This window comes from Cellulophaga sp. L1A9 (assembly GCF_009797025.1).
Lineage (GTDB): Bacteria > Bacteroidota > Bacteroidia > Flavobacteriales > Flavobacteriaceae > Cellulophaga.
The window spans coordinates 4,889,428-4,910,542 of the sequence record NZ_CP047027.1; the positions used below are offsets into that span (position 1 = coordinate 4,889,428).

At 33.5% G+C, this 21,115-nt stretch carries 20 protein-coding genes; 9 read left to right on the forward strand and 11 right to left on the reverse strand.

Features of this window, described 5'->3' with window-relative positions; genetic code table 11:
- Positions 1-335: 335 nt before the first annotated feature.
- On the reverse strand, positions 336-731 hold the full coding sequence (locus GQR94_RS21555) for an acyl-CoA thioesterase (protein WP_158979106.1): 396 nt from the start codon (positions 729-731) through the stop codon (positions 336-338).
- A gap of 250 nt (positions 732-981) precedes the next feature.
- Between GQR94_RS21555 and GQR94_RS21560 the strand changes: the two genes are divergently transcribed.
- Positions 982-1,389: a glyoxalase gene (locus tag GQR94_RS21560; protein WP_158979108.1), complete on the forward strand. Its 408-nt coding sequence runs from the start codon at positions 982-984 to the stop codon at positions 1,387-1,389.
- Here GQR94_RS21560 and GQR94_RS21565 read toward each other — a convergent pair.
- Entirely contained in the window at positions 1,381-2,061 is a 681-nt protein-coding gene (locus GQR94_RS21565) for a DUF2461 domain-containing protein (protein WP_158979110.1), read from the reverse strand. The genes GQR94_RS21560 and GQR94_RS21565 overlap by 9 nt on opposite strands.
- 96 nt (positions 2,062-2,157) lie before the next feature.
- On the opposite strand from GQR94_RS21565, the gene epsC reads away from it, so the two are divergent.
- Both epsC and cysM read left to right on the forward strand, forming a co-directional pair.
- Positions 2,158-2,952, forward strand: a complete 795-nt coding sequence (gene epsC / locus GQR94_RS21570) for a serine O-acetyltransferase EpsC (protein WP_158979112.1) — start codon at positions 2,158-2,160, stop codon at positions 2,950-2,952.
- On the forward strand, positions 2,942-3,829 hold the full coding sequence (cysM, locus tag GQR94_RS21575; RefSeq protein ID WP_158979114.1) for a cysteine synthase CysM: 888 nt from the start codon (positions 2,942-2,944) through the stop codon (positions 3,827-3,829). The genes epsC and cysM overlap by 11 nt, the downstream gene beginning before the upstream one ends.
- A 9-nt stretch (positions 3,830-3,838) precedes the next feature.
- Here cysM and corA read toward each other — a convergent pair whose 3' ends face one another.
- The 4 genes from corA to GQR94_RS21595 form a co-directional block, all read right to left on the reverse strand.
- The gene (gene corA, locus GQR94_RS21580; RefSeq protein WP_158979116.1) at positions 3,839-4,930 is read right to left on the reverse strand and encodes a magnesium/cobalt transporter CorA; all 1,092 of its coding nucleotides are present in this window, start codon (positions 4,928-4,930) and stop codon (positions 3,839-3,841) included.
- Positions 4,931-4,958: 28 nt separating this feature from the next.
- Positions 4,959-5,753, reverse strand: a complete 795-nt coding sequence (truA, locus tag GQR94_RS21585) for a tRNA pseudouridine(38-40) synthase TruA (RefSeq protein WP_158979118.1) — start codon at positions 5,751-5,753, stop codon at positions 4,959-4,961.
- A 195-nt stretch (positions 5,754-5,948) separates the two neighbouring features.
- Positions 5,949-7,340, reverse strand: a complete 1,392-nt coding sequence (locus GQR94_RS21590) for a pitrilysin family protein (RefSeq protein ID WP_158979120.1) — start codon at positions 7,338-7,340, stop codon at positions 5,949-5,951.
- Positions 7,341-7,374: 34 nt separating this feature from the next.
- On the reverse strand, positions 7,375-8,709 hold the full coding sequence (locus tag GQR94_RS21595) for a pitrilysin family protein (protein WP_158979122.1): 1,335 nt from the start codon (positions 8,707-8,709) through the stop codon (positions 7,375-7,377).
- Between the two features lie 939 nt (positions 8,710-9,648).
- Here GQR94_RS21595 and GQR94_RS21600 point away from each other — a divergent pair.
- Complete coding sequence (locus GQR94_RS21600) at positions 9,649-10,347, forward strand: response regulator transcription factor (protein WP_158979124.1); 699 nt, start codon at positions 9,649-9,651, stop codon at positions 10,345-10,347.
- Positions 10,344-11,840, forward strand: coding sequence for a HAMP domain-containing sensor histidine kinase (locus GQR94_RS21605; protein ID WP_158979127.1), 1,497 nt, complete (start codon positions 10,344-10,346; stop codon positions 11,838-11,840). The genes GQR94_RS21600 and GQR94_RS21605 overlap by 4 nt, the downstream gene beginning before the upstream one ends.
- 85 nt (positions 11,841-11,925) lie before the next feature.
- On the opposite strand, the gene GQR94_RS21610 is transcribed toward GQR94_RS21605, so the two are convergent.
- Together GQR94_RS21610 and GQR94_RS21615 are read right to left on the reverse strand one after the other, a co-directional pair.
- Positions 11,926-13,395: a magnesium chelatase gene (locus tag GQR94_RS21610; RefSeq protein ID WP_158979129.1), complete on the reverse strand. Its 1,470-nt coding sequence runs from the start codon at positions 13,393-13,395 to the stop codon at positions 11,926-11,928.
- A gap of 53 nt (positions 13,396-13,448) precedes the next feature.
- Positions 13,449-14,600, reverse strand: coding sequence for a VWA domain-containing protein (locus GQR94_RS21615; protein ID WP_158979131.1), 1,152 nt, complete (start codon positions 14,598-14,600; stop codon positions 13,449-13,451).
- A 77-nt stretch (positions 14,601-14,677) separates the two neighbouring features.
- On the opposite strand from GQR94_RS21615, the gene GQR94_RS21620 reads away from it, so the two are divergent.
- The 4 genes from GQR94_RS21620 to GQR94_RS21635 all read left to right on the forward strand — a co-directional run bounded on the left by GQR94_RS21620 (position 14,678) and on the right by GQR94_RS21635 (position 17,875).
- Positions 14,678-15,481 carry a DUF1853 family protein gene (locus GQR94_RS21620; protein ID WP_158979133.1) on the forward strand — a complete coding sequence of 268 codons (804 nt, stop codon included), beginning with the start codon at positions 14,678-14,680 and terminating at the stop codon, positions 15,479-15,481.
- Between the two features lie 58 nt (positions 15,482-15,539).
- Positions 15,540-15,920 carry a hypothetical protein gene (locus GQR94_RS21625; protein ID WP_158979135.1) on the forward strand — a complete coding sequence of 127 codons (381 nt, stop codon included), beginning with the start codon at positions 15,540-15,542 and terminating at the stop codon, positions 15,918-15,920.
- Between the two features lie 75 nt (positions 15,921-15,995).
- Positions 15,996-16,880 carry a LysR family transcriptional regulator gene (locus GQR94_RS21630; protein ID WP_158979137.1) on the forward strand — a complete coding sequence of 295 codons (885 nt, stop codon included), beginning with the start codon at positions 15,996-15,998 and terminating at the stop codon, positions 16,878-16,880.
- Positions 16,881-16,954: 74 nt separating this feature from the next.
- Entirely contained in the window at positions 16,955-17,875 is a 921-nt protein-coding gene (locus tag GQR94_RS21635; RefSeq protein WP_158979139.1) for a YeiH family protein, read from the forward strand.
- Between the two features lie 66 nt (positions 17,876-17,941).
- On the opposite strand, the gene GQR94_RS21640 is transcribed toward GQR94_RS21635, so the two are convergent.
- The 3 genes from GQR94_RS21640 to hisF form a co-directional block, all read right to left on the reverse strand.
- Positions 17,942-19,348, reverse strand: a complete 1,407-nt coding sequence (locus GQR94_RS21640) for a glycosyltransferase family 2 protein (protein WP_158979141.1) — start codon at positions 19,346-19,348, stop codon at positions 17,942-17,944.
- Between the two features lie 316 nt (positions 19,349-19,664).
- A complete protein-coding gene (hisIE, locus tag GQR94_RS21645; RefSeq protein WP_255451575.1) occupies positions 19,665-20,264 on the reverse strand; it encodes a bifunctional phosphoribosyl-AMP cyclohydrolase/phosphoribosyl-ATP diphosphatase HisIE in 600 nt (199 codons plus the stop codon).
- Between the two features lie 91 nt (positions 20,265-20,355).
- On the reverse strand, positions 20,356-21,111 hold the full coding sequence (gene hisF / locus GQR94_RS21650; RefSeq protein ID WP_158979145.1) for an imidazole glycerol phosphate synthase subunit HisF: 756 nt from the start codon (positions 21,109-21,111) through the stop codon (positions 20,356-20,358).
- Between the last annotated feature and the right edge of the window lie 4 nt (positions 21,112-21,115).

Here is a 21,115-nt window from a genome sequence, read left to right on the forward strand (position 1 = left end):
CTAAAATTGCTGAAATAGCGTAGGTTACACAACTAAATGTTATCTAGTGAACCAATAATGTTGTAAAAACCAGTAAAGATGAGGTTAGCGCAAAGAATATGGATGTAATTCATCGCTAAAAGAATACTTATTATCTATATTAACTAGACTTTGAAGAATAAAAAAATCAGATTGAAATTAATAACAATCTGATTTTTAGCTACTTAAATTAAGACAACTTAAGTAGTATACGAATAAATAAAGCTAAAGCACTTTGGAAGAAACTGTTTTACCTAATACTTTGGACTTAAACTTTATATTAGAAAACAGTATATAATTAATTAAAAATGAACAACTTACTCCTGAGCTGCTAATCTATCCTTAACATATTCTATCTTCGTTTTATTATGCGATAATGATTTTCCATTCTCTCCTAAATTAACCATAATAATATTGTCTACTGTTACAATCGTTTCATGAGTCATTTTGTTACGTACCTCGCAATTTAAGGTTAAAGAAGATTTTCCAAACTTTACTACTTCTATTCCAATTTCTATAATATCACCTTTCTCTGCAGTGCTCATAAAATTGATTTCAGACATGTATTTTGTAACTACCTTCTTGTTCTCTAATTGAATGATACTATACAATGCACACTCCTCATCAATCCAAGCCAAGACTCTACCTCCAAACAATGTGTTGTTCGCATTTAAGTCTTCTGGCTTAACCCATTTTCTTGTATGAAATCTCATAATTATATCTTTTTGACTGCAAAATTAATAAAGTAAATTAGGGTAGAATAATCTTAAATCGCAAAGTTTTGTTATTTTCCGAATCCTGAATTCTCCCTAGATAATTTTATACAATTTAATAATTTTTATAGAAGAAAATACTTATATTCTTATTCTTGAAAATATTAATTGTTCATAAAACCGTTAAAAAGTAAATGTTTGAGAAACAGATGCAAATATTCTAATACCTATCTTTAAGAAAAAAGAACTGATGAACGAAAGATCACACAGTCTGACAAAGATTAGGCCTGAAATAGCCACAGCAAGAATTTCCGATACCATGAGTGTCGAAGAGTATTTCCAGAACAAGACCTTAAGGCCTGTTCTAAAACTCCAAAACCCATTACTACTTGATGTTTTTAAAAATTATATTAAAAAACACAAGAACACTTATTATTCGCTTTCTCTAGAAAAACGAATCATTTATATTGAAAATGCTATTCAAAAAGATATCAAGTTTCGGAACGCTTTAAAAGGGATGATTATTGGCCAATTTACCGTTGAGGAGTACCAAACCTATATTCAAAATTCTTCTGCTTTAAATAAAAGAATGATGAATATGGTGGTAGAACGCCTAAAAAATCAAATTCAATTTTTTGAGAACGAAGCTTTAGTCTAAAAGAGAGGTACCGTTTAAATCTGTAGTAAGAATATCGCTCATTAAGTCAAAAAATGGGCGAACAGCTACAAATGAATCTGTAACTTTTTTAACAAAATCAGGAGCTAAAATCTCTTGGTCTGACAAATTACGCACAAAAATAAATTGCTTTTTACGTATAAGATCAATGTCTTTATGCTCTTTATCAAATCCTTTTGGGGCTGTTTTTAGTTCATCACCCGTTATAGCTCCCCATACTTTTTTAAATGAGGGCGCGCCGATTACAGCTCTAAACTCTTCTGCGTCAAGTTCTAATTCTTTTCTAATTCTTAACAAATCTTCTTTATTAGGTGCCCAGAACCCGGCTGCAATAAAACTTTCTCCTGGTTTTAAACGAATATAGTATCCCCCACGTAATTTTGCTCCTGTCCTAGAGAACGACCCTGCAAAATGTGATTTATAAGGGGTTTTATCTTTAGAAAAACGTACATCTCTGTAAATTCTAAACATTTTTAATTTCTCTATTTCATCAGTACCTCTAAGCCCTTCTAAAACACTACTATACAACTCCTTAACACTTTTTTCATGCGCTTTAAAAACAGCTTTTTTTTCATCAAACCACGCTCTATTGTTGTTTTTTTCTAGTTGTTTTAAAAATTTTAAGACATCATTTGTTAGTACTTGGTGCTCCATCCGACTTATTTTTACAACGAATTTAACAAGAAAGTTAACCAAATTAAGCAAGCGTCTTTTAAAATATTGGTTAATTTTGATATTCATTTTAGTATTATGGATTCAGAGTCAATTATCGACAAGATAAATAAGCATAAAACACAACCTAATCTAAGGTTCAAGTTAAAAGAAAAAGTACAGCAGTTTACAGACAAACTGTTTTATACACTTTTTGACATTGACACCCCTGTAGAAGAAAATTTAGAGGTCCTAGAACATCTTTTTGATGAATTGGTGGATTTAGGGTGTTGGGAAATAGACCAGCCGTGTAAGAAGGTCTGGGAGCGTTACGTGATAAAATTGCCTGAAGTTCTAGAAAAACTTAATCTAGATGCCAAAGCTTTTGTTAATTGTGATCCTGCTTCCTCTTCTATTGAAGAGGTATATATGGCGTATCCAGGTTTTTATGCTATTGCCATTTACAGGTTAGCACATGAATTGTATGCAGAAGGGTTTCCTTTAGTACCGAGATTAATGACGGAGTATGCCCACAGACAAACTGGTGTAGACATAAATCCTGGCGCACAAATTGGAAAATCATTCTTTATAGATCATGGAACCGGAGTTGTTATTGGAGAAGCTGCTGTAATCATGGATCATGTTAGAATCTACCAAGGAGTTACCTTAGGCGGATTGTATGTTGCTAAAAATTTACGAAAAACTAAAAGACATCCTACCATAGAAGATAATGTTACTATCTATGCTAATGCAACTATTCTTGGAGGCAAAACGGTCATTGGTGCCAATAGCATCATCGGCGGAAATGCGTTTATAACTTCGTCTGTACCCGCAAACTCAACCGTGTATCACTCTTCTGAAATTAAAATAAAAACAGCACCAAATGTCTCATAGTATTATTGATTTAATAGGAAATACGCCTCTTGTTTTATCTCGCGTATTAAACACCAACCCTAATGTAAAATTATATTTTAAATTAGAAGGACAAAACCCTGGTGGTAGCGTTAAAGATAGAGCTGCTTTAAATATGATAAAAAGTGCGCTTGATCGTGGAACTATTTCTAAAGACACTAAATTAATAGAAGCTACAAGCGGAAATACGGGTATTGCTTTAGCTATGATTGCTAATATTTACGGATTAAACATTGAATTAGTCATGCCCGAAAATGCTACTGTAGAACGTGTACAAACTATGCGAGCATATGGAGCAACGGTTACCTTAACCCCTTCCAGTGTTGGTATTGAAGGTGCCAGAGATTACGCAGAGGATAAAGTAAAGAATCAAAGCTTTGTCATGTTAAATCAGTTTGGAAATGATGATAACTGGAAAGCACACTATAAATCTACAGGTCCTGAAATATGGAAAGATACCGATCAGAAAGTAACACATTTTGTCTCTTCAATGGGCACTACTGGTACTATTATGGGAACATCGACCTATTTAAAAGAACAAAATAAAGACGTACAAATCGTAGGCGTACAACCTACAGATAACTCTAGTATCCCTGGTATTAGAAAATGGCCCCAAGAATATTTACCTAAAATATTTAATGCTTCAAAGGTTGATTCTGTTCTAGAAGTGAGCCAAGAAGAAGCTACACAAATGACTTTAAGATTAGCTAAGGAAGAAGGTATTTTTGCAGGGATGAGCAGTGGCGGAGCGGCAGCTGCAGCCATCAGATTAGCCAATACTTTAGAAAGTGGTGTCATTGTGAGTATTATCTGCGATAGAGGCGATCGTTATTTATCTTCTGGTTTGTTTGATAACTAACCGAAAAGATTATAACCACTTTTTACGTTTAAAGTAAATTAACATTCCAATAAACATCATTATCATGATGCCCCAAACTACAGCATAACCATATTTAGAATGTAACTCGGGCATGTTGTCAAAATTCATCCCATAGACCCCTGCTATAAAAGTTAGAGGAATAAATATTGAAGCCATGATGGTTAGTACTTTCATAACTTCATTCATCTTATTACTCATATTACTCATGTACATCTCCATTAAACTCATAGACATCTCTCTATAAATTTGAAGGCTTTCATTTATTTCTATACAATGATCTTGAACGTCTCTTAAAAATAGTTTAGTATCTTTTTTTATCAACGCACTTTCCGAATCTAACAACCTACCTACTAATTCTTTAACTGGCGCTATCTGTCTTCTTACTTTGAGTACTTCTTTTTTTAATTCTTGTATTCTATGTACAACATCATTGGTAGGATTATCATATACTTCATCTTCTAACACTTCAATCCTATGATTAATATGTTCTAAGATTACAAAGTAATTATCTACTACAGCATCTAATAATGCAAAGAATAAATAATCTGCCCCACGGGTACGTATTCTCCCCGATTTTGTTTTTATTCGATCTCGCAGTCCATCAAAAACATCATCCTTCATTTCCTGAAAAACAATTACTGAAGACTCCATTAAAATAAGCGCTAAGTGCTCACTAACTATTTCTTGATTCTCATTTAAATACAACATTTTAAAAACCCCAAAAATATAATTTTCATATTCATCTATCTTGGGTCGCTGTTGTGTATTTGCAATATCTTCTAAAACCAAAGGGTTTATCTGAAACAATTTTCCCAATTGATCTATAAACAACTCGTCACTGATTCCAACAACATCTATCCAAGAAGTAAATGATGATTTCTGATGGACATCTATTTGATCTAACCCTATTTCCTCATGAATATTTAAGGTATTCTCGTCATAGTTAATTGCAGACAAAATAGATTTGACTCCTTCTCTCTGCCCTGTATACGTAACAGTACCAGGAGCTTTCCCTGTGATTTTATGAAGTTTTGAAGGCTTTTTAATTCTTAATTTAAATTTCGGCTTCTTTTTTGTCATACATTAATTTTAATATAAATTTAGAGGATTACCCTAAATTATGAAAATCCACTTGATTCAAAATTAAGCCCGAACCCGGTGCTACGAAGGGTAATTGCATGTTACTCTCCTCTTTTAAAGAATTTAAAACTTCTTCTTCTGATAACTCTCCTTTACCTACCTGGACCAAAACCCCCATCATCATCCGAATCTGATACCGCATAAAACCTTCTCCCTTAACATGAAAACCATACGTTTTTTCTGGAAAAAAATTGGCTTTCAGAATATTATTCTCTACTATTTCACATGAATTAACAGTTCTAATAACGGTTGTATTCTCTTGTAATCTAGCGGTATACGATTTAAAATTATGTGTACCCTCAAAATACTTAGCTACGGTCTTCATTTTATCAAGATCTAAATCATCTAAAAACGTAACCAAGTAAGGCGCACAAAACGGGTGGCTTTTTTTACCGTATGAAAATAAGTAAATGTATTCTTTTTCTTTGCTATTTTGAATAATATTAAAAGACTCGTCGACCTCTGTAATACTTAGTATGCGAATATCTGGAGGAAGGTTTTTATTAAACAATTCTAAAAAATCTTCCAGCGAAGCTATAGGTGACTCCTCTAGGTAGAGCTCAAAAGCAGCATCTAAGGCAGAAACTTTAGCATCTGTTCTCCCTGCTCCTAGAATCTTAAACTTCTGATTTGGCAAAATAAATTTTAGCGTTTTTACCAACATGCTTTCTATCGTTTTTTGTCCTGGCTGTTTCTGCCAACCACTATATCTAAAACCCAAGAATTGAAGCTTAACAAGGTAATAATAACGGATTCTTTGCATGTATTCATTAATCTAAAGCAAAAATACTCTTTATATAAAACATATGAGCTACTTCTTTTTCTCCGCACCTAACTGCCTCCTAATTATTTCCTGATTAAAGTTTTAGTATCCTCAAGAAAACACAGTGAATAATAAACAACAAAAACCCCATCACAGGTAACAATGATGGGGTTTTTACAACAATTATAATAGGTTCTAAAATCCGTCTGCTGTGATTTCTACCTGTTTAACTGTGCCATATTTTTTAGCCATCTCTACTATTTCGGATGCTTTTCCAATAAGGACAAATTGTAAGTTATCTTTCGGAAAATAGGTTTCAATTAATTGGCCTGCTTTCTCAACCGTTAATGCATCTACTTGATCACTAAATGTATTGATGTATGCTTCATCAAAATTATAAGTAAACATATCTGTCAATAAACCCGCCAAAGCCCTATTTGTTTCATAATTTGGAGGAAATTGCCCTTTTACATAGTTTTTAGCAGATAGTAATATTTCTTGATCCAAGCCTTTTTCATGAAGCTTTTTATAGGTAGTCAAAGCTAAATCTATTGTTTGCTCTGTGGTTTCATTTGCCGTAAATGTGGCCATAATAAATGAACCTCCTAATTTATAATGAGAAAACCAACTTGAAGCACCATAGGTAAGCCCTGAATTTACTCGTAACTCATCATTTAACCAAGAGGTGAATCTACCTCCTAGAATAGTATTTATAACCTCTAACCCTACATAATCTGGATTATTCCTAGAAATACCTGGTCCTCCAATATAAAATGTAGTCTCCGTTGCATCTTCTTTATTTACAACCAAAACGCGGGGCTCATTAGGTACAGGAGCGACGGGCAAACTTAACGCTATCACATCCTCTGATTTCCATTTACCGAAAAGTGATTCTATTTCTCTTTTCATGCTTTTTGTATCAAAATCGCCAACTACCGCAATGGCCGATGTACTTGGAACATACATGTCTTTATAAAAACTGGTAATATCTTCTTTGGTGATTGTCTCTAAAGTAGATTTAATCCCTTCTTCAGGATTCCCATAAGGGTGATTTCCAAAAACAAATTTATTGTAATAACTCCCTAAAACAGCTCTTGGACTTTCCTTACTTTGATCCATTTCCACTAGCCTCCTACTCAACAGTTTATCTAACTCTTCTTTAGGAAAAGTTGGGTTTAATAAGACGTCTTTAAGTATAGTAAGAATTTCTTTTTGGTCTTTCTTCATAAAAGAAGAGGACAAATAGGCATATTCTAAGGAAGCCCCTGTGCTCATTGTGGCTCCTAAAAATTCCACATTTTCTTCTATTTGAGCTTTTGTGTAGTTTTTACTTCCTAAAGCTAATGCTTCAGCTGTGATATTAGCAAGTCCGCTTTTACTTTCTTCATCAAAGATAGCGCCTCCAGGAAAGACACCCGTCAGTTGAATTAAGGGAACTTCATGCTGCTCCATCAGATACACGGTTAAACCATTTTTTAATTTGAATTGGGTATATTCTGGAAGCTTAAATTTTTCTTGAGCCGTTATAGTACTTGTAAAAAGAAAAGCAAAGGCTGCAAAAACAACTGTTTTAATAATATGTTTCATAATACGTAATTTCTTAAGTGTTAAAGGTGCTGGTCTATTTAGAAGAATCACTACTAACTGGTTCGTTATTTTGCAACACTCCTACCGTTCTATTGCTTTTTATAAAATATTTTTTAGCTACTCTTTGAATATCTTCCACACTTACCTTTTCATAGGCGGATGGAGCGGTATACATTTTTTTATAATCCCCAAAATATACCTCATAGCTTCCTAGCGTATTACTTTTACCATTAATGGTTTCTAAGGTTTTATAAAACTCCATTAATTTCTGATTCTTTACTTTTTGCAATTCTTTTTCTGTAACTCCATTCGCTATTACATCCTCTAAAACACTTAAAATTCCTTTTTCCAAAGTGTCTGCGGATACATCTTGATTTGCGATCCCGTAAAAATAAAACAGGTTTGGATCAAAACTCTCTGGTACATATGTAAAAACACGTGTTGCAATTTGAGCTTCATCAACCAAGGCACTATACAACTTACTACTCTTACCACTACTTAATACAGAACTTAAAACATCTAAAGCATAATAATCTTCATGTTGGGTTTCTGGCACATGGTATGCAATAAGTACATTTGGTGTACTTACCTGTTTATGTACCATTACTCGCTTTTCTCCACGCTGCACAGGCTCCACGGTATGCACTTTTCTAGGTGCTGGTTGTGCAGGAATAGGTTCTAAATATTGTTTTGCCATTTTTTTCACCCCTTCTAAAGTAACATCGCCCGATATAACAACAACAGCATTATTAGGCGCATAATACGTATCAAAATACGTTTGCAAATCCTCAATAGTCCAGTTTTTTATATCAGATTCATACCCAATTACAGACCATCGGTATGGATGCGCAGAAAAAGCAGAAGCTTTAACCTCTTCACTTATATTTCTAAAATTAGAATTTTCTAAGCCTGTACTTCTTTCACTCAAAACAACACCACGCTCACTTTCTACCATTTTAGGATCCAAAGCTAAATCTGCAATACGATCTGCTTCCAAATCAAAAATTGTTTCCATAGAACTAGATGGAAACCAATCTGTATACACCGTAACATTTTCAGTGGTATATGCATTATTACTACCTCCTGAAGCCTCCATTGTTCTATCGAACATTTTAGGTCCATATTTTTTTGAGCCATTAAACATCATATGCTCAAAAAAATGGGAAAGACCGGTGATACCTGGGTATTCATTTCTAGAACCTACTTTCCAAAAAATATACATGTTAGCATTGGGAATGCTATGATCCTCCAAGACCATAATTTTCATTCCATTAGTAAGAGTAAAGCTTTTTACGTCTTCTACTTTACGCTGCGATTGCAGTGTCATGACCAGTAGCAAGGCTACTAAGGTGAATAGTATTTTTTTCATTTTATAGTTATTTAGTTCTCTCAAATATAACAATACGAATTCTGTAAAACTAAAATCAAAAAGTAAATTTCTAAATGCTAATTTCTCAAATCGAACAAATAGGTATTTCATGGATATTCCTACAACAGGTTTTTACTACTTCTCAACATTTACTGTAGTTCAACGATTAGTTTCAAATAAATAAAATCAAGTATCGTTTTAAATTAAATGGTCTCCCAAGACCAAACAAACCTACTTATGCGCCTTATAATACGCCTTTTCCCCCCAAGGGTACTTGTGTTATTATCCACAATATTATTGTTGATACTTAATGTATTCAGCTTTTATGGATTATATACTAACAAGTTCTATTTTTTAAAGTTTGATAATTATATCTTTCCAATATTATCGTTCGTACATTTTACTTACCTATACCAAATTCTTGTAAAATTAATTACTAAGAAAAATGCAGATCCTGAATTAAGGAATGTAGAGTATGTTTTATATTTTATATTTTCCGTGTATGTTTTTAAATTTTTTGAAGCTATCTACCGCCTGAGTACTATCAATAATTTTGGCCATCTAGAAATGCCCAAAACCTTTTTACCTATTGGGCTTCTAATTATTGTCCTACACTTTTTTCTACTGGTCCTTACTCTATTAACTTTTCACTATAGAAAAATATTCATAGGCTCTTTTAAGTTTGAAGAATTAGACAAAAACTCTAAGTAAGACATCCCTCTTTAAGCGCCCTATTTCTGCTTTAAGACTAAACTATTGACAGAAAAACAATATTTTTTGTAAGGATTTTTATAAAAATTCGGCTATTTGCTATAAAATCATTAAAATAACCACATCCGAATATGTTTTAAATGCTGCATTTTCAGCTTTATAGAAACTTTTAGTGCGTTGTGATATTTGTGTGATACATTTTAACGTGTTTAGCATCTGAAAATAGTTATGAAACAAATATTAATCATAGAAGACGATCCAGAAATAATCAAATTGTTAGAAATACACCTAACTGATTTGATATATACCACAGCAAAAGCTATGGATGGAAAAGTTGGTTTAGAAATGGCTTTAGACAATTCTTATGATTTAATACTTCTAGATCTAACGCTACCAACTATGGATGGTATTGAAATTTGCAAAAAAATAAGAAGCCAAAAAAATACGCCTATTATTATGCTAACCGCTAAATCTGAAGAAATAGATCGTGTTTTAGGATTGGAGATTGGAGCAGATGATTATATCACCAAACCCTTTAGCATTCGTGAGCTTTTAGCTAGAGTCAAAGCAGTTTTACGCAGAACAGATATAAAACCTATTCCTCAAAAAGATTCTTCCTCTATTTATGCGGAAGGACTCAGTATCGATATAGATAAACGAAAAGTGATCTTAAATGATAAAAAAATTGAGCTTTCCCCGAAAGAATTTGAACTTCTAGTGTTAATGGCTTCTAATCCTGGCAGAAATTACACAAGAACAGATTTACTAAACATGATTTGGGGATACAATTTTGAGGGGTACGAGCATACTGTAAACTCTCACATTAATAGATTAAGAGCCAAAATTGAATCTGATATGGCAAACCCCTCTTTTATTCTTACTACTTGGGGAGTTGGTTACAAATTCAATGAAGATATACTTGCATGAAAAAAAACGAAAAAACGCTTACTCCTAAATTGATAAAAAAACTATGGCTAGCCTTTGTTTTAATTATTGTTTTAATGGGCGCTTCTTACATTATTATTACAGCTTATTTAGCGAATAAATATAATGAAGAAACTACCCAACGCATAAATGCCAATACGGCAAATCATGTAATCAATGAAAAATTCCAGAAGGAATCTCCCTTTTTAGAAGACGGTAGTGTTAACAAAGCGCTGTTTGGTGATTTAATGCATGATATGATGGCTGTTAACCATAGTATCGAGGTTTACTTGTTAAATAAATCTGGAACTGTACTTTATTCGGTTGTATTAGACCATAGTGGCAATGCACCTATGCAATCTGTTTCATTAGCACCTATTAACTATTTTATAAACACAAAAGGTGAAAAATATGTTTTAGGCGATGATCCAAGAAACCACGAAGAACAGAATATTTTTTCAGTAGCACCTTTTAATATTGATGGTAGAGAAGGGTTTATCTATATAATTTTAGCAGGAAAAGATTTTCAAGTAGTAAGTGATAATCTTTTGGGACAATATTTCATGAAACTTGGCTTGGGTGCCACATTATTAACTATGTTTTTTGCCGCTTTGATTGCCTTATTAAGCATCTGGTTTTTGACAAAAAATTTGCTATTAATTACCAAAACTGTTAGAAGTTTCCAAGAAGGAGATTTAGATGCTCGCATAGAAAATCCTGATACATCTGATATTGCAATTTTAGCTAATTCTTTCAATGAAATGGCAGATACCATAGTAGATAACATGGATAAAATGAAATCTGTAGATCTACTCAGAAGAGAACTAATTGCCAATGTTTCGCATGATTTACGAACCCCACTAGCTATTCTAAAAGGGTATGTTGAAACATTGCAAATGAAAAATGAAACTTTATCGGAAAATGATAAAAAGGAATACCTCCAAATTACCCATGATAATATAGACAAGCTTTCAAAGCTTATAAATCAATTGTTTGAATATTCTAAATTAGAAGCTGAGCAGGTTAGCCCGATAAAAGAACCTTTTTCTATAACAGAACTTTCGCATGATTTAATTGCGAAATTTAAAGTATTGGCAGATAAAAAGAATATAAGCCTTAAACTTAACAATCCCGAAGACAATTGTTTGGTTTTTGCCGATGTAAGCTTGGTGGAGAGAGCCTTACAAAACCTCATAGAGAATGCTTTGAAATATACAGAAGATAATGGTACTGTAACGCTTTCCTTACTCAAGAAAGGAAAAAATATTGAAATTAATATTAGTGATACGGGAACAGGAATTGCAGTAAGTGAATTGCCGTATATTTTTGACCGTTACAAGCAAGTGGACAAAAGCACTAAGAAACAAGGATATGGCTTAGGCCTAGCTATAGTTAAAAAAATTATGGACTTACATGATACCACCATTACAGTATTGAGTAAACCCAAAGAAGGAAGTTCTTTTATTTTTAACCTACCTGCGTATCAGGTAAACTAAATGGGAGACAGATTGTTATGTTTTGAAAGTTGAAAACCCTTCCTGTATGGGAAGGGTTTTTTCATTTTCAGAATAGATATGTTAATTACAAATCGTTAAAAAAACTACTATACATATCTTTAAATTGATAGCCTTCTTCAAAACGATTTTTATTCAACTTCTTATAAGCCACAAGGCCCCAAAGCAATAATTCTTTTAAGAAATAAATATCTTTCTTAGCATATTCTGGTTGATATTCTTTTATTAACTGATTTAATGCTGGAATATCATCTAAAGCTCTCTTATATTCTTCATCGGTATACTCATCTAGAAGTTCAAAACCGTCTCCTTGAAAAAACCAATGCAACAATTCATCATAAGGTGTTTCTTCTCCTTTTTTCTCTAACTTATTTATTTCAGGGAAATACTTCGGAAATAAAGTTTTAACGGCATCGTCAATTAAAATGGCAGCAACGCCATCTGCCCCTTCTTGCTCCCCTTCATACACCAATTCTATTTTACCTGTAATAGAAGGAATAATCCCAAGAAAATCACTCAAACGAACCATTGTACTGTCCGCACCCGTTAGTAATGCTCTACGCTCTGCTGTACTCAATAAATTCTCAAAAGCCGTAATACTCGTACGGGCACTCACCCCACTTTTTGCATCTACATATTCGCTTTCACGCGCTTCAAAGCTAATTTGCTCTAACAAATCTTTTGCAACGTCTGGCACATAAACGGCATCTGTTTGTCGTGTATCTAACTTAGATTCTTGTTCTGTAATTTTACGAGCCGTTTCAATATCTTCTGGATAATGGGTTAAAATCTGTGAACCAATTCTATCTTTTAGAGGAGTTACAATACTCCCTCTATTGGTATAATCTTCAGGGTTTGCCGTAAATACGAACTGAATATCTAAAGGCAAACGCAATTTAAAACCACGGATCTGAATGTCTCCTTCTTGTAAAATATTGAATAAAGATACTTGGATCCGAGCTTGTAAATCTGGCAATTCATTAATCACAAAAATACATCTGTTGGCTCTAGGTATCATTCCAAAATGAATTACACGATCATCGGCATAGGATAATTTTAAATTTGCCGCTTTAATAGGGTCTACATCCCCAATCAAATCTGCTACCGTAACATCTGGCGTTGCTAATTTCTCAGAAAAACGCTCACTTCGGTGTAGCCAAGTAATAGGAGTGGCATCGCCTTTTTCTTTGATTAATTCCATGGCATAGCGAGACATTGGCTTTAACGGATCGTCATTAATTTCTGATCCACCAACTACAGGGATATTTTCATCTAACAAATTCACCATCAAACGTGCCAACCTTGTTTTTGCTTGCCCCCTTAAACCTAATAAATTAATATTATGCCTTGACAGAATGGCTCTTTCTAATTCTGGGATTACAGAATTTTCATACCCCCAAACTCCTGTAAAGGTTTCTTCTCCTTTTTTTATTTTATCTCTTAGATTATCTCTAAGCTCATCTTTTATACTTTTACTTAGGTAACCCGCTTTTTTTAGCTCACCCAAAGTGTTTATTTCGTTATACTTTAGTTTCATATGTTGTATTCAATTTTTTTTATAAATAACTTATTTTAAAGCAACTAAGCGCATTACTTCAAACGTTTTTTTCTATTTGCTTCATAATCTTCAAAAATCATTTCTCCCAAACCTTTGAGACCTGTAAAAAAGGCTTTTCCTTTATTTGCCTCCGTAAAATGCCTTATGAACTGCATTAAATAAGGATCTTGTGCAATCATAAAAGTGGTAATTGGGATATGGTGTTTCCTTGCCTGGCGTGCCATATTGTAACATTTCTCTACAATAAAATCATCTAAACCTACACTGTTTTTATAATAACTACCGTCTGGCATTCGCAAACAACTTGGTTTACCATCTGTGATCATAAAAATTTGCTTGTTTGTATTCCGTTTTCTACGAAGCATGTCCATTGCCAATTGAAGACCAGCAACCGTATTTGTATGATACGGTCCTACCTTTAGATAAGGAAGATCTTTAATAGGAATTGGCCACGCATCGTTACCAAAAACCAAAATATCTAGCGTGTCTTTAGGGTACCGTGTGGTAATTAACTCCGCCAGTGCCATTGCCACTTTTTTTGCAGGTGTAATACGATCCTCGCCATACAATATCATACTATGGCTAATATCTATCATTAACACTGTACTCATCTGCGCTTTGTAGTGGGTATCTTCTACTACCAAGTCATCTTCATTTAAAGAAAACTCTCCTATACCACTGCTAATCTGAGCATTTTTAATACTCTCCGTCATTGAAATACGATCTAAACCATCACCATAACGATATTCTCTTAATTCACCGGTATGCTCATCTCCTTGCCCAGATTTTCCAGTTTTATGATTGCCTGCACCATTCCGTTTCAATTTTCCGAAAATCTGATCTAATGCACGTTGTCTTATAATACGTTCCATTTTTGCAGTAATCGATAAATCGCCACCCTTGGTGGATTCATCCCCATCAGTACCTTCTCCTCCTCCATCTTTAAATTCTTCCTGTAAATACCCTTTTGCTTTCAGGTCTTCGATAAAATCATCTATTGTATAATTCTCATCGGTAAGTTCGTACTCCTTATCCAACTCACGCAACCAATCTAATGCCTCATCAACATCTCCAGAAGTATGCGTAATCAGTTCTTGAAAAATATCAAAAAGTTTTTCAAAGGGAGTTAGGTCCGGCGCTTCATAGGTCGCAAACCGGAACCCTTTTCTTGTATTCATAGCCATACTATAAAAATAACACTTTTAACAAAAGGAAGCTACCATTTAAGAAACCTTAACGCTTTGTTGTAACTTTAGCTGTAATGAATGTAGCACAAGTAAAAGGTTTCTTACAGACCCAAGAGTTATGGAATGACACCTTTAATGATATTCCTCAATTTAATTTTCCAGAAATTAATTTAACTGACTTCTCCCTTCAGACGGTTCCGCAAAATATTAGATTAGGGCATCAAATTGAATATCTATTTCAACAACTAATCGCCCATTCTACTTCGTATAAAACTTTAGTGTTTAACCAGCCTATTCGCAATGAGAACAGAACCATCGGGGAAATAGATTTTATCTTACAAAACACTAAAAATCAAGAAGTAACACATGTTGAACTAACGTATAAATTTTATATTATTGACACCGCTATTTCCGATGAAATGCATCAATTAGTTGGTCCAAACCGAAAAGATGCATTCTATGAAAAAATTCAGAAAATTAAGCACAAACAATTCACTCTTTTAAAAACGAAAGAAGCCTTACAGTTTCTAGAATCAAAGTGTATAAACCCGAATAAGATAAGCTCAAAAACATGTTTTAAAGCACAATTATTTAAACCCTATTATAAGGAAGTAACTCTTAATACCTTAAATAAAAATTGTATTGTTGGTTGCTGGTTGCGCTTCAATGAACTAGAATCGCCTGAATTTAAAGAAAATCACTTTCATCTACTCAATAAACAAGATTGGATTATAACTCCAACAGCTGCTATAGCATGGAAAACACACCAAGCTATCCTGATAGACATTCAAAGATCGCATGAACGAAAACAAGCTCCCATGTTATGGATGAAAGATAAAAATAATGAGCTTCAAAAAATTTTTATCGTGTGGTGGTAGGTATTAATTGAAAAAAATAAACGTTATTTGTAAACGTTTTCCTACAAAAACTAAACCTATGACCAAATTAATTATCACCTTCAGCATTTTATGTTCCTTCTTGTTTACTTCTAATGATACCGAGTGGGATGTTATTTACACGAAAGCAAGCTATGCTTTAAACCATACAAAGAAAGCCTTAGGCTCTAACAATTTTGACCATCAACGGTATTACTCAGAGAAAGCCTTAGAAGCATATTTAGATATTTCTGAATACTTAGAGACTAGTAAAGATGAAGAATTAAAATTAAAAATTGAACATACGATAAGTGACTTAGAGCATGCTGTAGATGCTCCTGACTGGGATCGTGGTAGGTTTTATAGCAAAAGAGTACATCAAAATACACAGGAATTAATTACAGAACTAGACCTTAAATCTATGGAATTAGCAGAAAACTAACATTTCCACGATTTATTTTTCAGCTTAACCATCTCTAAAGTTTAAAGTATCTTTGAAAAGCTATTTTCATGATCTATGGATAATAAACTTAAGATATTTAAATCTGTTGCATACCACTCCAGTTTTACAAAAGCTGCTGAACAGTTATTTATTTCTCAACCGGCAATCTCTAAGGCCATACGGAACTTAGAAGATGAATATAACACTACTTTTTTTATAAGAAAGCGCAACTCCATTGAACTTACGGAGGACGGAAAATCTTTTTTAATCTATGTAAATAGAATACTAGAGGTCTATTCTGAAATTGAAAATCAGTTTATACACAAAGACAACCAGCTGCCCGATGTTATAAAATTTGGAGCAAGCACCACCTTAGCCAGCTATATCATCCCCAAAATTATTGCCCAATTCAGAACTCAGTATCCAAAAACAAGTTTTCAAATTGAAAGTGATAACTCTGATCATATTGAAGCACTCATCCTAAACCAACAATTAGATTTCGGAATCACAGAAGGGAAAAATACGAATCCGAAACTCAATTTTAAAAAATTTATTAAAGATGAAATTGTTTTAGTGACTAGTGAAAAGAACACACAATTTCCTAAGGGAACTATCACTTTAAAAAAGCTCCAAGAACTACCTATTATTGAACGTGAGTCTGGATCCGGAACACGTGAAATAATCTATGAAGCTTTACTAGATCAAAATATAAAGTCATTAAATGTAGCCGTAACCCTGAATAGCACAGAGGCCATTAAAAATTACTTATATTATTCTGATGCCTATGCTTTACTCTCCATTCACGCCGTTCGAGAAGATTTAATCACGAACAAACTCAAGATTATTGACCTTAAAGGGTTTTCAATGGAACGATGGTTTTATTTTGTATCTAGAACGGGCTATAAATCTAGTCTTATGGATTACTTTGAACGATTTGTTCAAAACAACTATAACTTTTAGTTATCACACATACGAATTAAGTTTGCTTAATAGTTATGATTAACCACTAGTTTTGTCTTTCAAAATTAGTTGAAATGAAAGCTGTATTAGCCCCATTACTTTTTATAAGTATTTTAATTGCTGCAATGCTAGGCTTTATCAATAGCCCTACTGCATTATTCTTAGGCTTTACCTTTTCACTGCTCTTTAAAAATCCAATTAAAAAATACAGTCAAAATGCCATTCAGATACTTTTAAAAGTGTCAATCATTGGGCTGGGCTTTGGCATGTACATAAAAGACACCTTAGCAACAAGTAAAGAAGGATTAGGCCTAACCTTTTTCTCCATTGTACTTACGGTTAGTTTAGGTTTTTTATTAACTCGATTATTAAAGATTGAGGTAAAACTTGGGCATTTAATTACCTCAGGAACATCAATTTGTGGTGGTAGTGCAATTGCTGCAATTTCTCCTGTCATTCGTGCCAATGGCAAAACCATTAGTGTAGCACTAGGTGTTGTATTCACCCTAAATGCCATTGCTTTGTTTATTTTCCCTGCTTTAGGACACCTATTTGGTCTTAACCAACACCAGTTTGGTCTTTGGTGCGCTATAGCCATTCATGATACAAGTTCTGTAGTTGGCGCTGCATTAGGTTATGGTGATGAAGCTTTGCGGATAGCAACTACCGTTAAACTATCGAGAACACTTTGGATTATTCCATTATCCGTGCTATCTATGTTTGTTTTTAAAACCAAAGGAGAACGTATAAAAATCCCTTATTTTATTCTCCTTTTCCTCATTGCCATTGTTGTTAATAGCTATCATCTTCTACCAGAAGTTGCCACACATTCTATTGTATCACTTTCTAAAAAATTACTAATTCTAACGCTCTTTTTAGTGGGTACTTCAATTTCTATAAAAGATCTTAAAGCAACAGGATACAAACCTATTCTTTTGGCTTTCTGCTTATGGATTTTTATTGCAGTATTTTCATTTTTATACATTACTTATTAAAATAAAAAATCCGCATCATAAAGGATATGATGCGGATTTTAGATTATTTTTTTAATGCTTAACTAATTAAGCTGCAATCTCTCTTGTTAACCAACCTCTTCTGCTTGCTGTTGCTATTGCATAAGGGGTAATCCAGAATAACCCAAATGTAAATAGAATACTGTAAGAATACGCCCAAAATGCTTGTGATAAGCTATATCTCTTTGCGTAAAACAATACAGGGAAAGTAGATACTACCAAAATACTTAACAATGTAGAGCTTACAAATAATATGGGATGTGTTATAATGAAGAACAACATAAACAATAAGAATGGGTACGTCATGATAATTTTTAGAGCTTGACTAATAAATAAGAGTCTTGATCCAAATTTAGAACCTTCTCTAAAGTTTGTGAAAACATATTGAGACATTGCAATATTCTCACGAACGTTACTTCTACCCCATCTGATGAACATTTTATATAACCCTGTATACTTTTCAGGAACATTTGTATACGCAAATGCATTTCTTTGAAATAAAACATGGTAGCCTTGTTTTAAGATCATATTGGTCATTGCTCTATCTTCACCAATATCTGAAGGTTGCCCCATGAAGGTTTGATTGATCCATTCTGGCAAGCAATTAAAAACTGCTTCTGCTCTATAAGCTGCTAATGCACCTGGAGTACAAAGTACAGAATCTAAACTACTCTCTGCAGAACGTTTGAATTCAAAACTCATTACAAAACTCACGTTCAGCATTTTAGGCAGAATAGCTCTTTCATTATTCAATACTTGAATATTACCAGCTACAGCGCCACATTTTTCATCTACAATAAACGGACTCACTAAATTACGAAGCGTATCTGTGTTTACCACAGAATCACTATCTACTGTAATGAAAATTTCTCCTGTTCCTAAATTAAAACCACGGTATAACGCATGGCGTTTTCCCATGTTTTTTGGCTGTTGTAAAATTGTTACTCGGTCTCCTAAGACTCTTTTTGCCTCTTGCATCCATTTCCAAGTATCATCTTTACTACCATCATCAATAGCTAATAATTGTAGTTTATGTTCCGGATAGTCACTTTTTGCTAAACTCTTTAAAGTAGCCCAAACTTGCTTTCCTTCATTATAAGCAGGTACAATTACCGTACATGTTGGCAACTCTTCATCACTTACTGAGGCTATAGGCTTGTACTTAAAGTAAAGAAATAAGTTATATAAGAAGAAAGTAACTTTAAAGAAAAACAAAGAAGCTGCAACTATAAAAAATGCAAAGCCCCAACTTGTGTTTAGTCTTTCAAAATTAAATTGCTCAAAATCTGCTTGTAATAAGTAAACAACGTAACCTGCTCCAATCATTAAAGCAAACGAACTTATAAGCACCGCAATAGCCCAAAAATTAATAGGACTAGATGGCTTGTCTCCACTTAAAAATTTATTGTTTACTGTGGAATATAATTCTTTTAACGTAATTGTTCCTGTTTTCATAATATGCGTTCTCTCTTTATTTTTTTCGTATCAATTCTTAATTACTTAGGGCAACTTGCGTACCATTTATAATTAAAACCAATTTGCTGGTGTTTTCAGGCATTCCCCTTATAAAAGATGTGTAAATTTTACACACATTCTGTATAATTACACAGCTTTATACAAGTATGATATTCCCTTGTTTTTTAACAACCTTAACATATACGTTACAATTGAGTAATTAGCTCTCACGAGCAACACATTTTTACAAAAAAAATCCGAATTAGCATATCTCTACACTATTTCGGATTTATAAAAAGTAACTATTTTTATGAAATTAATTTCTCTTCTTCAAAATTTCTTCTACATCTTTTAAAGTAAATCCTTTCGCTTGTAACAGTATCAAGTAATGAAATAACAAATCAGCACTTTCACTTAAAAATAATTTATCATCGTTATCTTTTGCCTCAATAACAACTTCTACGGCTTCTTCCCCTACTTTTTGAGCTACTTTATTAATCCCTTTTCTGAAAAGTGACGCCACATAACTGTCTTGATTCTCTGGGTTATTTTTACGGTCTGTTATAATCGCTTCAAGCTTTGTCAAGAATCCAAAAGAACTTGTATTTTCTTCTTCCCAACAGGTATCCGTTCCTTTATGACATGTAGGTCCTACTGGATTTACAGTGATCAGTAAAGTATCATTATCACAATCGTTTTTAATAGCTACAAGATTTAAGAAATTACCACTCTCTTCTCCTTTGGTCCATAAGCGCTTTTTAGTACGACTAAAAAAGGTGACTTTATTTGTTTCTTGTGTCTTATCAAAAGCTTCTTGGTTCATATACCCCAACATCAAAACATTCTTTGTTGTTGCATCTTGTATGATGGCAGGTATTAATCCGTCTGTATTTTTATTGAAATCTATTTTCATCAGTTGAACTTTATTTATTTTATGTAAGTCGGCTGTACATCGCTGTTTTTATTTTCTATCGGTATACTATTTTTCAGACTCCTTTTTTACTATGTTATAATCTAACAGGAATACCGTTAGCCTTTAATTCTTTTTTCAAATCTACTATTTCTATTTCTTTAAAATGGAATACACTAGCCGCAAGTGCCGCATCTGCTTTACCATCTATAAAAGTATCTGTAAAATGCTGCATATTCCCTGCGCCACCAGAGGCAATGATAGGAATATTTAATTCTGTTGATAATTTTGCAAGTGCTTCATTCGCAAAACCGTCTTTGGTACCGTCATTATCCATAGAGGTGAATAAGATTTCACCCGCGCCACGTTCTTCTACTTCTTTTGCCCAATCAAACAAGCGAATTTCAGTAGGTACTTTCCCTCCCACTAAATGCACAATCCACTCACCATCAATCAGCTTTGCATCTATTGCAACGACAATACATTGCGAACCAAATTTTGCTGATAAATCATTTATTAATTGCGGATTTTTAACAGCTGATGAGTTAATAGAAACCTTATCTGCACCATTATGCAGCAATATATCTACATCTTCAATAGAAGATATTCCACCACCAACAGTAAATGGGATATTTACTTTTTCCGCTACACGATAGACTAAATCAGCTAGTGTTTTACGTCGTTCTTCGGTAGCTGAAATATCTAAGAAGACCAACTCATCTGCTCCAGAATTTGCATAGATTTCTGCCAATTCTACCGGATCGCCTGCATCACGTAAATCAACAAAATTGATCCCTTTTACGGTACGTCCGTTTTTAATATCTAAACAAGGTATTATTCGTTTTGTTAGCATATTG

Excerpts from the sequence above, each read along its gene's own strand:
- GQR94_RS21555 (WP_158979106.1), bottom strand. The coding sequence starts at position 731 with ATGAGATTTCATACAAGAAAATGGGTTAAGCCAGAAGACTTAAATGCG.
- GQR94_RS21560 (WP_158979108.1), top strand. The coding sequence starts at position 982 with ATGAACGAAAGATCACACAGTCTGACAAAGATTAGGCCTGAAATAGCC.
- GQR94_RS21565 (WP_158979110.1), bottom strand. The coding sequence starts at position 2,061 with ATGGAGCACCAAGTACTAACAAATGATGTCTTAAAATTTTTAAAACAA.
- epsC (WP_158979112.1), top strand. The coding sequence starts at position 2,158 with ATGGATTCAGAGTCAATTATCGACAAGATAAATAAGCATAAAACACAA.
- cysM (WP_158979114.1), top strand. The coding sequence starts at position 2,942 with ATGTCTCATAGTATTATTGATTTAATAGGAAATACGCCTCTTGTTTTA.
- corA (WP_158979116.1), bottom strand. The coding sequence starts at position 4,930 with ATGACAAAAAAGAAGCCGAAATTTAAATTAAGAATTAAAAAGCCTTCA.
- truA (WP_158979118.1), bottom strand. The coding sequence starts at position 5,753 with ATGCAAAGAATCCGTTATTATTACCTTGTTAAGCTTCAATTCTTGGGT.
- GQR94_RS21590 (WP_158979120.1), bottom strand. The coding sequence starts at position 7,340 with ATGAAACATATTATTAAAACAGTTGTTTTTGCAGCCTTTGCTTTTCTT.
- GQR94_RS21595 (WP_158979122.1), bottom strand. The coding sequence starts at position 8,709 with ATGAAAAAAATACTATTCACCTTAGTAGCCTTGCTACTGGTCATGACA.
- GQR94_RS21600 (WP_158979124.1), top strand. The coding sequence starts at position 9,649 with ATGAAACAAATATTAATCATAGAAGACGATCCAGAAATAATCAAATTG.
- GQR94_RS21605 (WP_158979127.1), top strand. The coding sequence starts at position 10,344 with ATGAAAAAAAACGAAAAAACGCTTACTCCTAAATTGATAAAAAAACTA.
- GQR94_RS21610 (WP_158979129.1), bottom strand. The coding sequence starts at position 13,395 with ATGAAACTAAAGTATAACGAAATAAACACTTTGGGTGAGCTAAAAAAA.
- GQR94_RS21615 (WP_158979131.1), bottom strand. The coding sequence starts at position 14,600 with ATGGCTATGAATACAAGAAAAGGGTTCCGGTTTGCGACCTATGAAGCG.
- GQR94_RS21620 (WP_158979133.1), top strand. The coding sequence starts at position 14,678 with ATGAATGTAGCACAAGTAAAAGGTTTCTTACAGACCCAAGAGTTATGG.
- GQR94_RS21625 (WP_158979135.1), top strand. The coding sequence starts at position 15,540 with ATGACCAAATTAATTATCACCTTCAGCATTTTATGTTCCTTCTTGTTT.
- GQR94_RS21630 (WP_158979137.1), top strand. The coding sequence starts at position 15,996 with ATGGATAATAAACTTAAGATATTTAAATCTGTTGCATACCACTCCAGT.
- GQR94_RS21635 (WP_158979139.1), top strand. The coding sequence starts at position 16,955 with ATGAAAGCTGTATTAGCCCCATTACTTTTTATAAGTATTTTAATTGCT.
- GQR94_RS21640 (WP_158979141.1), bottom strand. The coding sequence starts at position 19,348 with ATGAAAACAGGAACAATTACGTTAAAAGAATTATATTCCACAGTAAAC.
- hisF (WP_158979145.1), bottom strand. The coding sequence starts at position 21,111 with ATGCTAACAAAACGAATAATACCTTGTTTAGATATTAAAAACGGACGT.